The sequence below is a fragment of the Sphingomonas sp. AC522 genome, from assembly GCF_979258125.1.
Genome location: NZ_OZ409836.1, coordinates 609,125 through 622,436, shown reverse-complemented (window position 1 = coordinate 622,436; position 13,312 = coordinate 609,125). Strand labels below are relative to the sequence as shown.

The window sequence follows — 13,312 nt, the reverse complement described above, 5'->3', positions numbered from 1 at the left end:
TGAAACCCATCAAGCCACAACCGCGACTCGCTGCACCTGCTTGCGTTGCACCTGCAGCGATTGCGGCTGCTGACACGCCGGGGGCTGCTTCCAAGAGTGAAGCAGCCCCTTCCAATGTAGGAAATCGTTTCGCATAGACTGGCGGTGACCCTGTCAGCCTCCCTTCGACTCGCTGCATCCGCCCGAAGCGCAAATCGCGGTCCAGGTGGCGCGTTCCCGGCCCGCCGGAGTCGCTTTTTGTCGACAAACTGGCGCGCGGGTGACGCGTCAGTGTCGCGCGGTTGGCGCGTCGCTGCCGCCTCGCAGACGCCTTGTGGGCGCTTCGCAGGTGCATCCGGGCAAAACCCCCTCAAAACCCTAAACTTCATCAAGAAACCGGCTGACGCAGTGGAACGAACAGGGTACGAATCGCGGTGATGACGCCGCTCCCTTATCCCGCGCTCCACGCCAGCCATGGCGGCGTATGGATCGCCACCGCCGAGGAGACCCGCGCCGTCAGTCGCGGCGACGCGATCCGGATCGCGGCGGATACGCCGGTGATCCTGCTCAATGCGCCGCTGGTCGGGCAGCGGCTCGGCCATCCCGAATTGAACGGGCTCGATTTGCTTGAGCTCTTCGCGTTTCTCCGCCCCGCGCGTTTCATGGTGCCGACACCAAAGGGGCTGGCGCGCGCCGCGGGGCTCGAGCCGCCCGCCGACGATGCCCAGATCGCAGCCTTCCTCCGCGACGCGGCACAAAAGCTGCTGGCGATTCCCCAGGGTGACTGGGCCGAGCGCGAAGGCGCGTGGAACAGCGTCCAATCGCTCTTCCGCCTGCGCTGGCCCTGGGCGCCTGTCGTCAGCCACATCGTCACCAAGCCGGTGGAAGCCGAACGCTGGCTGTTCTCCAGGCTCCCCGAATGGGAAGAGCGCGCGCCCAGGCCGGCACCACGCACCGTCACTCTCCACGAGTCGCAAATTGCCGAGCGATTGGCCACGCTCACCGGGTCGGGCGCCGAGCGGCGGCAGGGCCAGCGCGATTACGCCGCCGCCGCCGCAGGTGCCTTCGCCCCGCGCGATATGCGCGACTCGCCCAATCTGGTTCTCGCCGAAGCGGGCACGGGTATCGGCAAAACGCTGGGCTATCTCGCCCCTGCCTCGCTCTGGGCGCGTGAGGCCGAGGGCGCCGTATGGGTCTCGACCTTCACCAAGGCGCTGCAGCGTCAACTCGCGCATGAGGGCGAGAAGCTGTTTGGCGACGAAGCGACTCGCAAGCAGCGGATCGTCACGCGAAAGGGCCGCGAGAATTACGTCTGCCTGCTCAATTTGGAAGACGCGCTCCAGGGCGGCTTTGCCGGCCGCGCGGCGATCCTCGCCCAGTTGGTCGCGCGCTGGGCGGCGTATACCCAGGATGGCGACATGATTGGCGGCGACTTGCCCGGGTGGTTGCCGACTTTGTTCCGCCGCAACGGCTCGACGGCGCTCACCGATCGGCGCGGCGAATGCATCTATGCCGGCTGCCCGCATTACCGGAAATGCTTCATCGAGCGCGCCGCCCGCAACAGCGCAGAAGCCGATATCGTCATCGCCAATCACGCTTTGGTGATGGTCAACGCCGCCCGCGGCCGCGAAGCCGCGAACCGCCCGACTCGCTATGTGTTCGACGAGGGACATCATCTGTTCGACGCCGCCGATGCGATGTTTTCGGCGGCGCTTACCGGACAGGAAGCGATCGAGATCCGCCGTTGGGTCACCGGCCCCGAATCGGGGTCCCGCGGCCGTCGACGCGGATTGGCGGCGCGGCTCTCCGATGTCGCAAGCTATGACGAGGAAGGCGGCCGCGCGATCGGCGAGGCTGTCGAGGCGGCACATGCGCTGCCCAGCGACGGCTGGCTCCAGCGGCTGAACGAAGGCGATCCCTTCGGCCCCGTCGAGCGCTTGCTCGGCGCTGTGCGCGGGCTGGTCTATGCACGCGACACCAATGGTTCGGGCGATGCTGGATACGGGCTCGAAACCGAATTGGCCGAGCCCGATCCGGCTTTAGTCGAGGCGGCCGCGCCCGCGGCGCTCGCGCTCGACGCATTGATGCGGCCGCTGGTCACGCTCGGCCGCCGGCTCGAGGCGGTACTCGCCGAAGCACCCGATTGGATGGACGGCCCCGCCCGCGCGCGAATCGAAGGCGCGATCGCCTCGCTGGGCTGGCGCACCGATACCGTCGGCGCCTGGCTGGCGCTGATTGCGCGAATCGGCGGGCCCGCCGATCCGGAATATGTCGATTGGCTCGCGGTCGATCGGGTCGAGGGTCGCGAGTATGATGTCGGGCTGCACCGGCATTGGCTCGATCCGAGCAAGCCCTTTGCCAAAACAGTGCTCGAGCCGGCGCATGGCGCGCTGATCACTTCGGCGACTTTGCGCGCCGGCGGCGATTGGGACGTCGCCGAAGCGCGCACCGGGGCATCGCACCTTCAGCGCGCCGCGCAGCGCTTCGAAGCGGTCAGTCCCTTCGATTATCAGGCGCAGGCCGAAGTGCTGATCGTCACCGATGTGAAGCGTGGTGACCTGCCCGCGCTCGCCAATGCCTATGCGCGGCTGATCGTCGCCGCCGAGGGCGGCACGCTCGGGCTGTTCACTGCGATTCGCCGGCTCCGCGCAGTCCATGCCCGCATCGCTGATCGACTGGCGCGTGAGGGACTGCCCTTGCTCGCCCAGCATGTCGATCCGATCGACACGGGAACGCTAGTCGACATCTTCCGCGATGATCCGCGCACCTCGCTGATGGGCACCGATGCGCTGCGCGACGGCGTCGATGTCCCCGGCCATTCGCTGCGACTCGTGGTGATGGAGGGTGTGCCCTGGCCCAAGCCGACCGTACTCCATTCGGCGCGACGCCTGGCGGGCGGGGGCACGGCATTTGACGATCGGATCGTGCGCGCGCGGCTGGCCCAGGCGTTCGGCCGGCTGATTCGCCGCGCCGACGATCGCGGCACCTTCGTGCTTCTTTCCGCCGCCAGCCCCTCGCGCCTGCTCGATGCCTTCCCGCCCGGCACGCCCGTGTCGCGCGTCACGCTGGATGAAGCAGTCGAGCGGGTTCGACTTTCATTAGACCGGCGCTTGCGGCATGAGGCCGGGGCACCGGTTGCTCTTGGGGACGCATGAAGACGCTCACGCTGCTGCGGCACGCCAAATCGGGTTGGGACGATCCGGTCTCTCGCGATTTCGATCGTCCGCTCAATCCCAAAGGTCAGCGCGCCGCGGCGATGATGGGGCGCCACATGCGCTCGCTCGGGCTGGAATTCGATTCGGCGACCGCGTCTCCTGCAGTTCGCGTCAAGGAAACCCTCGCGCATGTGGGCACCGGCTATGGCAGCGACCTGGCGCCGGCCTGGGATCAGCGGCTCTATCTTGCCTCCGCCGCGACACTGCTCGATTTGGTCCATGAGCTTCCTGATGGCGCGGATAGCGTGCTGATATCGGGGCATAATCCTGGGCTGGAGGAGCTCGTGCTGCTGCTCGTCCCCGACGATCGCAATCCGGCGCGCGACGATGTCGAAGTCAAGTTTCCGACCGCCAGCCTGGTGGTGATGCGCTTCGATGTAGATAGCTGGGACAAGGTGGCGGCGGGCAAGGGCAAACTGGACCGCTTCGTCCGCCCGCGCGATCTCGATCCGAGCCTGGGTCCCGACACGCTCTAGCCGGCGTCTTCATCCAATGCGCGGACCAGTGCGTCGCGGATGGCGCGGAACTCCTCGGCCTTGCTGCCACTTCTGGCAGCGATGCGGCTGCCCTTCTCCTCGACGAGGAGCTTCTGAACCCCGCGGATGGTGTAGCCCTGGTTCGAGAGCAAATCGTGGATCCGCCGGACCAATTCGACGTCGTCGGGCCGGTAATAGCGGCGGTTTCCGGCGCGGGTGAGCGGGCGCAATTGCGGGAAACGCGTTTCCCAATAACGCAGGATATGCTGGGGGCGGCCGATTTCCTGGGCCAGCTCGCCGATGGTGCGAAGCGCGCCAGCGGCCTTTTCGGACGCCGGCATGGCGATTCTCAGCCCGCCGAGACGATGCGGTCGCGCATCATCTGGCTGGCGCGGAAAGTGAGGACCCGCCGCGGGGCGATCGGCACTTCGACGCCGGTCTTGGGATTACGCCCGACTCGCTCACCCTTGTCGCGAAGGATGAAGCTGCCAAAGCCCGAAATCTTGACGTTTTCGCCCTTTGAAAGGCCTTCGCACATGTGCGTCAGGATCTGTTCGACGAGCCGCGCAGCGTCTGCGCGCGAGAGACCAACTTCGCGATGAAGCGATTCTGCCAGATCGGCCCTGGTCAGCGTACCCGCGGCTGACATCGTGGCGCGTCCCCTAAATATTGATCTACATCGATGCTGCTAGCAGATTGTCTGCACCCGGCAAACGGGAACATTACGCTAATGAAATAATAATTGCGTTTTTCTGCAGGAAATCAGAATCTGACGACTGCAGCACCCCAGGTAAAGCCCCCGCCCATCGCCTCGAGCACGATCAGATCGCCTTGTTTGATGCGTCCGTCCTTAACCGCAGTGTCGAGCGCGAGCGGCACCGAGGCGGCGGATGTGTTGGCATGCTGATCAACCGTGACGATCACCTTCTCGGGTGCGAGGCCCAGCTTGCGGGCAGTCGCGTCGAGAATGCGGGCGTTCGCCTGGTGCGGCACGACCCAATCGACTTCGGTCGATTCTAGTCCTGCGGCAGCAAGCGATTCGGTCATCACGGCGGCCAGATTGACCACGGCGTGGCGGAAGACTTCACGGCCCTTCATGCGCAGCTTGCCGATCGTGCCGGTGGTCGAAGCGCCGCCATCGACGAACAGCAGTTCGTTGTGCCGCCCGTCCGCGTGCAGCCGCGTCGCCAGAATGCCGCGGCCGCCGGCGTCGTCGCTCTCCTGCGCGTCGAGCACGACTGCGCCCGCCCCGTCGCCGAACAGTACGCAGGTGGTGCGGTCTTCCCAGTCGAGGATGCGGCTGAAGGTCTCGGCGCCGATCACCAACGCGCGCTTGTGTGCGCCCGCTCGGATCATCGAGTCGGCAACCTGGAGGGCATAGAGGAAGCCCGAGCACACCGCGGCCACGTCGAACGCGACGCAGTCGTTGATGCCCAATGCCGCCTGGACCTTGGTGGCGCTGGCCGGGAAGGTCTGGTCGGGCGTCGCAGTGGCGAGCACGATCAGGTCGATGCTGTCCGCCTCGATACCGGCCGAGGCCAGCGCCGCACGGCATGCCTGAGTCGCGAGGGTTGCGGTGGTCTCTTCGGGCGCTGCAATGTGGCGGAAACGGATGCCGGTGCGTTCGACGATCCATTCGTCGGTCGTGTCGACCTGCTCGGCCAGTTCGGCGTTAGATACGCGGCGCGCCGGGAGTTGCGAGCCGGTTCCGATGATTACCGAGCGGATCATGCTGCCTTCGCTTCGAAATTCCCGAGATCTTCGGCAATGCGGCGGCTGAGATCGTCGCGCAGCATCTTCGCTGCAAAGCCGATCGCGGTGTCCACGCCGATCTCGTTGGCGCTGCCATGGCTTTTCACGACGATGCCGTTGAGGCCGAGAAAGACCGCGCCGTTATGGTTGTTCGGATCGAGATGGTGGCGCAGCAATTCGGTGGCCGGGCGCGAGATCAGGAAGCCGATCTTCGAGCGAGTCGAGCTCGAGAAAGCGCGCTTGAGGAGGTCCGCGACGAACCGCGCAGTGCCCTCGACGGTCTTCAATGCGATATTCCCGGAAAAGCCGTCGCACACGATCACATCGACATCGCCGCGCGAAAGCTTGTTGCCTTCGATGAACCCACGGAAATCGAGCCGGAGATGGTCGGCTTCGCGCAATATCGCAGCGGCGTCGCGGATATTCTCGGTGCCCTTCATTTCCTCGGTGCCGATGTTGAGCAGGGCGACGCGGGGATTGGCGAGATCGAGCGCAGTGCGCGCATAGGCTGCGCCCATCACGGCGAACTGGACCAGATTGCGCGCATCGACTTCGGTGTTGGCGCCCAGATCGAGCATCACCGTGTCATTTTCGCCGAGGCTGGGCATGAGAGCCGCGAGCGCCGGGCGGTCGATCCCGGGCATGGTGCGAAGCGACAGCTTGGCCATCGCCATCAGCGCGCCAGTATTCCCCGAGGAAACCGCAGCGCCGGCGCGGCCCTGTTTGACTAGGTCGATCGCCATTCCCATCGATGTCGTCTTGGCACGACGAAGGGCCACGCCGGGCTTTTCGTCCGATGCAACCACTCCGGGGGCATGGACGATTTCCGACGCGGCGGTCAGATTCGGATGGTCCTTCAGACCCTCGCGGATCTGGGCTTCGTCGCCGACAAGGATGAATTCCATCCCCTCGAACCGGCGGCGTGCACGTGCGACGCCCGCCAGCATGACGGCGGTCCCCTCGTCTCCGCCCATCGCATCGACGGCGATTCGCGAGGGATTAGTCATGCCGGACAGCCCCGTTCAGCGTGATTCAGCCCTCGGCCGAGATGATCTCACGACCATTATAATGACCGCAGCCGGTGCACAGATTGTGCGGACGGCGCAGCTCGCCACAGTTCGGGCATTCCTGGAATGCCGCAACGGTCAGCGAGTCGTGCGACCGGCGCATGCCGCGCTTGGAGGGCGAGGTCTTTCTCTTGGGGACGGCCATTTCGGCACCTTTTCACGAAACAAATCAGTCAAACACGCGATACGCCCGCATGGACTAGCCCGCAAGCGAGAGGATGGCCTCACGCTTGCCGGACCGGCGGACTGGTCACGAAGCGAGCCGCGCCTATAGCGATTCTTGCCGCGCTTGCAAGGCTGTGTAGGGTGGTGATCTCAAAGGGGAACCCGAAATCATGATCTTGCTGCCCGTCACGCTCACTACCGCCGCGGCTGCCGCGCTCATCAATTTCTGGCTGGGGCTGCGCGTCGGCCAGGTCCGCGCCGCCGAGAAGATCTCGGTGGGCGATGGCGGCAATCTCCGCCTGATCGCGCGGATGCGTGCCCAGCTCAATTTCGCCGAATACACGCCGATCGTGCTGATCCTGCTCGCTCTGGTCGAGCTGGCGCGTGGGGAGAGCCTGTATCTGTGGGCGGTCGCGCTGATCTATATCGTTGGCCGCGTGCTCCATGCATTCGGCATGGACGGCTTCACCTTCGGCCGCGCCGCGGGCACCGCGACGACGATGCTGACGATGATCGGGCTCGCAGTCTATGCGGCGCTGCTCGCTTATCGCGTGATCTGAACTCGAAGCCCCTCCCGTGCGGGAGGGGCCAAGAGGCTATTACTCCGCGCGGGCCTTGACGATCTTGCCGGGATTGCGCGGCGGCTCCCCCTTGGGGAGTGCATCGACTGCGTCCATGCCCGAGGTGACTTCGCCCCAGACGGTGTACTGGCCATCGAGGAAGCCTGCATCATCAAGGCAGATGAAGAACTGCGAATTGGCAGTGTTGGGATCCATCGTCCGGGCCATCGAGCAGACGCCGCGCGCATGCGGCTCGCGGCTGAACTCGGCTTTGAGGTTGGGCTTGTCCGAACCCGACATGCCGGTGCCGGTGGGATCGCCGCCCTGCGCCATGAAACCATCGATAACGCGGTGGAAGATCACGCCATCGTAAAAGCCTTCATTGGCCAGCGTGCCAACGCGCTCGACATGCGCAGGCGCCAGATCGGGGCGAAGCTTGATCTCGACCTCGCCAGTGTCGAGCGTAAGGTTGAGCTTGGTGAATTCGGACACGTTGTTACTCCCGTGATGTCGCCGCGCACCTAAGCGTGCCCGACCCGACTTGCAAATCATGGGTTCAGGTGGCAGCGGCGGGACGGGCCATGACAAGGGAGGTCGGACGATAAGCGAGACCGAACTTCACGACGTGACCACTGCGCCCGAAAGCGAGCTGGACGAAGACGATCGGCTGCGGCCCGCCTTCGTCAGTGCCGTGCTCGAGGCTGTCGAGGCCGGCGATTTCGAGACCGCGCACGCCCGCGTCGAGCCGCTCCATCCCGCGGATATCGCCGATCTGGTCGAGCTAACGCCGGCGGAAGATCGTCCCGCGCTGGTGGCGGCGATCGCAGACCTGATCGATGGCGACGTCCTCGCCGAGATGAACGAGCACGTCCGCGAAGTGCTCATCGATGCGCTTACTGCGACCCAGGTCGCCGATCTCGCTTCCGAGCTCGATACCGATGACGCCGTAGCGATCATCGAAGACATGGAGCCTGAGGACCAGCGTGAGGTTCTCAAGGCACTCGATCCCGATGACCGTGCCGCGATCGAGGAAGCTCTATCCTACCCCGAAGAAACCGCTGGCCGCCTGATGCAGCGCGAGCTGATCGCGGTGCCCGAACATTGGTCTGTCGGTGATGTGCTCGATTTCCTGCGTGGCGAGGAAGAGCTTCCGACCGACTTCTGGGAAATCTTCGTCGTCGATCCGACGCACAAGCCCGTCGGCACCTGCGCCTTGTCGTGGATCCTGCGCACGCCGCGTGTAGTCAAGATCGCCGACGTCATGAAGCGCGAGCAGACCTTGATCCCGGTCGACATGGACCAAGAAGAAGTGGCGCTGCGCTTCCAGAAATATGCGCTGATCTCGGCGGCGGTGGTCGATCCCAACGGGCGGCTCGTTGGTGTGATTACGGTCGATGACGTGGTCCACATCATTTCGGAAGAGGCCGGCGAGGATATCCTGCGTCTGTCGGGCGCGGGCGAAGGCGACATCAATGAATCGGTGCTCGCCAGCTACAAGGCGCGGGTCCGCTGGCTGATCGCCAATCTCGGCACGGCGTTGGTCGCGGCGACGATTATCACGATGTTCGAAGGCACGATCAGCAAGATGGTCGCGCTCGCCGCTTTGATGCCGATCGTTGCCGGTGTCGGTGGCAATGCCGGCACCCAGACCATGGCTGTGACCGTTCGCGCACTGGCGATGAATCAGCTGACCCAATCGAACACCTGGCGCGCAATCCGCCGGGAGATTTCGATCGCCCTGCTCAACGGACTGACCATCGCAATCGTGATCGGTACGGCAGTGGGGCTGTTCTATGGCCACCCCGAACTGGGCGCGGTGATCGCGGTCGCGATGCTTGCCAACATCATCATTGCCGGGCTCGCCGGGGTGATCGTGCCGCTGACGCTGGACCGGTTCGATGCCGATCCGGCCGTGGCATCCTCGGTGTTCGTTACGATGACCACCGATTCGATGGGCTTCCTTGTATTCCTTGGGCTCGCCAGCATGAGCGGTCTTGTCGGTTGATCCCGGCGGTACGCGCACCCAGATAAAAGCCGTGCCTCTGCATCTCACCAAAGTCGCCTATGGCTGCGACAGCATCAATTATCTCACCGAGCGTCTCGCCCTCAAGGCCGCGCACCAGCCCGCCTTCCTGACGACGCGCTATCTGCCCAAGCGCCATGAAGAGATCCAAGGCGGCTCGCTGTTCTGGATCATCAAGCACCAGCTGATCGGCCGCTCCCCGATCACCGGCTTCGGCGAGGCCGAGGACGGGCGCGTGGCAATCTATCTCGAGCCGAGATTGGTGCTGGTCCACCCTCTCCCCAAGCGCGCGCACCAGGGCTGGCGATACCTCGAAGGGGAGAATGCGCCGGTCGACTTGGGCGAAGGCGGCGATGGCGCCGAGGAATTGCCGCCGGCGTTGCTGGGCGAGTTGGCGGCGATGGGGTTGGTTTAGTTCACCAGCTGCGGATACGCATTTCGGAAAGCCGAGACCTTCGGCTTGTCCCAGCGCACGATGTAGGGGTGGCTCGGGTTCCGCCAGAAAAAGTCCTGGTGATAGGCTTCGGCGGTGAAGAACTGCCCGGTTTCCAGCTTGGTCGCGATCGGGCGCGCGAACGACTTCGCCCGGCCAAGCTGGGCGATATAGGCGGTCGCCACGCGGCGCTGCGCAGCATCCTGAGGAAAGATCGCCGAGCGATAGCTGGGGCCGGTGTCGGGGCCCTGGCGATTGAGCTGGGTCGGATCGTGCGCGACCGAGAAATAGATGCGCAGCAGCGTTCCGTAGCTGACCTTGCGGGGATCGTAGACGACGCGAATCGCCTCCGCATGCCCGGTGCGCTCGGTCGAAACCTGCTCATAGGTCGCGGTGCCCTTGGTGCCCCCCGCATAGCCCGATGTGACCGAGGTCACACCCTTCACCGATTGAAACACTGCTTCCATTCCCCAGAAGCAGCCGCCTGCCAGCACAGCGACTTGCTGGCCTTTGACGCCGGTTACGTCCTGTGTGGGGGCCGGAATCGGGATTGCGCGCTCCGCTCCGGCGGAAGGCTGCACAAGCAACAGCGCGGCCCCGACAAGGCCAGCGACGGGAAGCAAGCATTTCAGCATGAGCGCAATGTCGGAATTCCAGTGGCTTAGCGCAAGGCCGCGCACGCTTCCTGGATCCGGCCGCATGCTTCGGTCAAAATTGCGTCCGACGTCGCATAGCTGATGCGAAGCGCCGGCGAGAAGCCGAAAGCGGCGCCATGGACTGCCGCAACGCGGGCGTCATCGAGCAGATAATTGATCATTGCCTCATCGCTGTCGATCAACTGACCCTTGGGCGTGGACTTGCCGATCAGCGCGCTGAACTCGGGATAGACATAGAATGCGCCTTCGGGACGCGGGCAGTTCATACCGTTGATCTGGTTGAGCATCGAGACGACCAAGTCGCGCCTGCCCTGAAAGGCCGTGACGCGCTCCTTGAGGAAGCTCTGGTCGCCGTTGAGCGCCGCGACTGATGCCGCTTGGCTGATGCTGCACGGGTTCGACGTCGATTGGGACTGGAGCTTGCCCATCGCCTTTATCAGCCAGGCCGGGCCACCCGCATAGCCAATCCGCCAGCCGGTCATCGCATAGGCCTTCGACACGCCGTTGGCCGTCAGGGTGCGATCGTAGAGCGTCGGGCAGACCTGGGCGATCGTCCGGAATTCGAAGCCGTCATAGAGGATGTGCTCATACATATCGTCAGCGTAGATGAGAACATGCGGATGGCGTTCGAGAACCTTGCCCAATGCCTTGAGTTCAGTTTCGCTATAGGCCGCGCCGGTGGGGTTTGACGGAGAATTGAGCACGACCCACTTGGTCCGGGCCGTGATCGCGGCTTCCAGTTGCTCGGGCTTGAGCTTGTAATTCTGCTCGGCGCCCGCCGCGACGAACACCGGCGTGCCGCCGGCGAACTGGACGACGTCCGGATAGCTCACCCAATAAGGCGCGGGCACGATCACTTCGTCCCCGGCGTCGATCGTCGCACAGAAGGCGTTGAATAAGGTGTGCTTGCCGCCCGAATTCACGCTGATCTGGTTCTCGGCATAGGTCAGGCCGTTGTCGCGGGCATATTTGGCGATGACCGCCTGCTTGAGCTCGGGGGTGCCATCGACATTGGTGTATTTGGTCACGCCCTTGCGGATCGCCTCGATCGCCGCTTCCTTGACGAAATCCGGCGTGTCGAAATCGGGCTCGCCCGCGGCTAGTCCGATCACATCGACGCACTGGCGCTTGAGATCGAAGACGCGGCTGGTCACCGCGAGCGTGGCGGAGGGCTGGATTCGCTGGAGCGCTGCCGAAGTCTGCATGGCCGCGCGACTAACCTGCGAGGACTTGATCCGCAACTGTAACGGCTGAAACCAGTCCGCGCAGGGCATTGCCGAGGAAGAAGCCCCTGGCGAGGTCGGCAGGCACGAGATCGCCTTCGACCGCGCGCCCGTTCGCCAGCAACTCGGCACGCCGGACTCCGGGAAGCAGCCCGCGGCCGAGCGGCGGGGTGATCAGCACGCCATCGCGCTCGACGAAAATCGACGTGAAGCTGCCTTCGGTGAGATAGCCTTCCGCATCGACGTACAGCGTCTCGAATGCGCCGGGCTCGCGGACATAGAAGCTGCGACGGCTGGTCTTGTGGAACAAGCGGAAGTCGTCTGGCGCGACTTGGACTGCGCGGATCGCGACGGTGACGGGGCCGGCAGGCACGTCCGGCAAGGGCGCAACGCCGATGGCGATGGCGCCCGAAGGTGCGAGCAACAGCCGCACCTTGGCGGGAGCACGGAGCCGGAAGGTCGCTGCTTGAAGCTCATTGCGGGCCGCATGCCGGTCGAAATCGAACCCGAAGGTGACGGCACTCGCCTTCATCCGCGCGAGGTGGCGCTCGAGCAATTCGATGCCCGCCTCGGGATCGAACTTCATCGTCTCGATCAGGTCGAACGGCTTTTCGCCCGCAGTCACAAACGCGCCTTTGGCGAGGCATTCGGCCCATTCCTCGCTTGCCAAGGAATCGGCGACGACGCCCGAGCCGAGCCCCAGCGTCGCGCGGGTCGCGCCGGGATCGATCGTCAGGGTGCGGATCGCAACATTGAACGCAGCGTCGCCATCGGGGTCGATCCGGCCGATGGCGCCGGTATAGATGCCGCGCGGGGTGCCTTCGACTTCGGCGATCACTTCCATCGCGCGCAATTTGGGCGCCCCGGTCACCGAGCCGCAGGGGAAGAGCGCCGCCAGCGCCTCGACCGCACCAATGTCCGCGCGCGGCGTCGCGGTAACGGTCGACACCATCTGATGGACGGTTGGATAGCGCTCGACGCGGAACAACTCGGGCACGCGGACGGTGCCGGGATGGGCGATGCGGCTGAGATCGTTGCGCATCAGATCGACAATCATCAGATTCTCGGCACGCTGCTTGGGATCTGCGGTAAGCGATGCCGCAAGCGCCTCATCCTCCGCAGGGCTCGCGCCGCGCCGCGCAGTCCCCTTCATCGGCCGCACCACCAAGTCGCCGCCATCGTCGGTCAAGAAGAACAATTCAGGCGACAGCGACAAAACCCATTGTTCGCCGGTGGAGATCAGCGCGCCATAGCCCGCGCCCGCCCGCCTGCGGAGCAGCGCGTAGAGCGCGGCCGGGTGTCCCGCAAAGGGTACGTCGGCGCGAAAGGTGAGGTTCGCCTGATAGATGTCCCCCGCCTCGATCAGCTCGGCCACCCGCGTGAATTGGGCTGCGTATTCACCCCGCGAGATGCGCGGGATCGGCGCGCCGGCCCATGCGCCTGCAGGATCGGGCAGCAAGGCATCGACATCGACTTGGATGTCACAATGGGCAAAGGCGCCGAACCACAGGCATGGGCCCGGCGCCGGCAAGGTGGAGGCATGGTCCTCGAGCCGGGCGGCAGCCTCATAGGTCATGAACCCGGCAAGATGGATATTATGGTCGTGGTGGATGCGCAGAGTCGCCAGCGCGCTGGCGACTGCATCGGGACCCTCGGCGCGGACGATCGAGGCCTGGCCGTGATACAGGCGCGCGCCCGCGCCACCGGGGCGAGCGTCGTCGAGCAGCACGAATGGCGGAGTCAGCCCCATCCGGCCGGAATGC

14 protein-coding genes are annotated in these 13,312 nt (G+C 64.9%); 5 read left to right on the top strand and 9 right to left on the bottom strand.

Translation table 11 applies throughout. The features are described from left to right. Positions 1-416: 416 nt before the first annotated feature. Together ACZZZM_RS03150 and ACZZZM_RS03145 are read left to right on the top strand one after the other, a co-directional pair. Positions 417-3,134, top strand: a complete 2,718-nt coding sequence (locus tag ACZZZM_RS03150; RefSeq protein WP_463593657.1) for an ATP-dependent DNA helicase — start codon at positions 417-419, stop codon at positions 3,132-3,134. After that, positions 3,131-3,670 carry a SixA phosphatase family protein gene (locus ACZZZM_RS03145; RefSeq protein WP_463593656.1) on the top strand — a complete coding sequence of 180 codons (540 nt, stop codon included), beginning with the start codon at positions 3,131-3,133 and terminating at the stop codon, positions 3,668-3,670. Before ACZZZM_RS03150 ends, ACZZZM_RS03145 begins: the two co-directional genes overlap by 4 nt. Here the strand turns inward: ACZZZM_RS03145 and ACZZZM_RS03140 are convergent. The 5 genes from ACZZZM_RS03140 to rpmF form a co-directional block, all read right to left on the bottom strand. Beyond that, positions 3,667-4,011, bottom strand: a complete 345-nt coding sequence (locus ACZZZM_RS03140) for a MerR family transcriptional regulator (protein WP_463593655.1) — start codon at positions 4,009-4,011, stop codon at positions 3,667-3,669. The genes ACZZZM_RS03145 and ACZZZM_RS03140 overlap by 4 nt on opposite strands. A gap of 8 nt (positions 4,012-4,019) precedes the next feature. Next, the gene (locus tag ACZZZM_RS03135; RefSeq protein ID WP_463593654.1) at positions 4,020-4,319 is read right to left on the bottom strand and encodes an integration host factor subunit alpha; all 300 of its coding nucleotides are present in this window, start codon (positions 4,317-4,319) and stop codon (positions 4,020-4,022) included. Between the two features lie 113 nt (positions 4,320-4,432). Further along, a complete protein-coding gene (locus ACZZZM_RS03130; RefSeq protein WP_463593653.1) occupies positions 4,433-5,401 on the bottom strand; it encodes a beta-ketoacyl-ACP synthase III in 969 nt (322 codons plus the stop codon). After that, complete coding sequence (gene plsX / locus ACZZZM_RS03125; protein ID WP_463593652.1) at positions 5,398-6,429, bottom strand: phosphate acyltransferase PlsX; 1,032 nt, start codon at positions 6,427-6,429, stop codon at positions 5,398-5,400. Before plsX ends, ACZZZM_RS03130 begins: the two co-directional genes overlap by 4 nt. 25 nt (positions 6,430-6,454) lie before the next feature. Then, a complete protein-coding gene (gene rpmF, locus ACZZZM_RS03120; protein WP_463593651.1) occupies positions 6,455-6,634 on the bottom strand; it encodes a 50S ribosomal protein L32 in 180 nt (59 codons plus the stop codon). Between the two features lie 190 nt (positions 6,635-6,824). Here rpmF and ACZZZM_RS03115 point away from each other — a divergent pair, with 190 nt between their 5' ends. After that, the gene (locus ACZZZM_RS03115; RefSeq protein ID WP_463593650.1) at positions 6,825-7,214 is read left to right on the top strand and encodes an MAPEG family protein; all 390 of its coding nucleotides are present in this window, start codon (positions 6,825-6,827) and stop codon (positions 7,212-7,214) included. A 39-nt stretch (positions 7,215-7,253) separates the two neighbouring features. Here the strand turns inward: ACZZZM_RS03115 and ACZZZM_RS03110 are convergent, their stop codons facing one another. Then, positions 7,254-7,706, bottom strand: coding sequence for a peptidylprolyl isomerase (locus tag ACZZZM_RS03110; protein ID WP_463593649.1), 453 nt, complete (start codon positions 7,704-7,706; stop codon positions 7,254-7,256). Between the two features lie 109 nt (positions 7,707-7,815). On the opposite strand from ACZZZM_RS03110, the gene mgtE reads away from it, so the two are divergent. Both mgtE and ACZZZM_RS03100 read left to right on the top strand, forming a co-directional pair. Beyond that, on the top strand, positions 7,816-9,219 hold the full coding sequence (mgtE, locus tag ACZZZM_RS03105; RefSeq protein WP_463596365.1) for a magnesium transporter: 1,404 nt from the start codon (positions 7,816-7,818) through the stop codon (positions 9,217-9,219). A gap of 31 nt (positions 9,220-9,250) precedes the next feature. Beyond that, on the top strand, positions 9,251-9,652 hold the full coding sequence (locus ACZZZM_RS03100; protein WP_463593648.1) for a DUF1489 family protein: 402 nt from the start codon (positions 9,251-9,253) through the stop codon (positions 9,650-9,652). Here ACZZZM_RS03100 and msrA read toward each other — a convergent pair. Genes msrA through pabB form a run of 3 tightly spaced genes read right to left on the bottom strand, consistent with a single transcriptional unit; the run spans position 9,649 to position 13,299 of the window. Continuing rightward, positions 9,649-10,305, bottom strand: a complete 657-nt coding sequence (msrA, locus tag ACZZZM_RS03095) for a peptide-methionine (S)-S-oxide reductase MsrA (protein ID WP_463593647.1) — start codon at positions 10,303-10,305, stop codon at positions 9,649-9,651. The genes ACZZZM_RS03100 and msrA overlap by 4 nt on opposite strands. Before the next feature lie 26 nt (positions 10,306-10,331). Then, positions 10,332-11,531 (bottom strand): pyridoxal phosphate-dependent aminotransferase, encoded by a 1,200-nt coding sequence (locus tag ACZZZM_RS03090; RefSeq protein ID WP_463593646.1) that lies wholly within the window; start codon positions 11,529-11,531, stop codon positions 10,332-10,334. A gap of 10 nt (positions 11,532-11,541) precedes the next feature. Further along, positions 11,542-13,299 carry an aminodeoxychorismate synthase component I gene (gene pabB / locus ACZZZM_RS03085; RefSeq protein WP_463593645.1) on the bottom strand — a complete coding sequence of 586 codons (1,758 nt, stop codon included), beginning with the start codon at positions 13,297-13,299 and terminating at the stop codon, positions 11,542-11,544. Between the last annotated feature and the right edge of the window lie 13 nt (positions 13,300-13,312).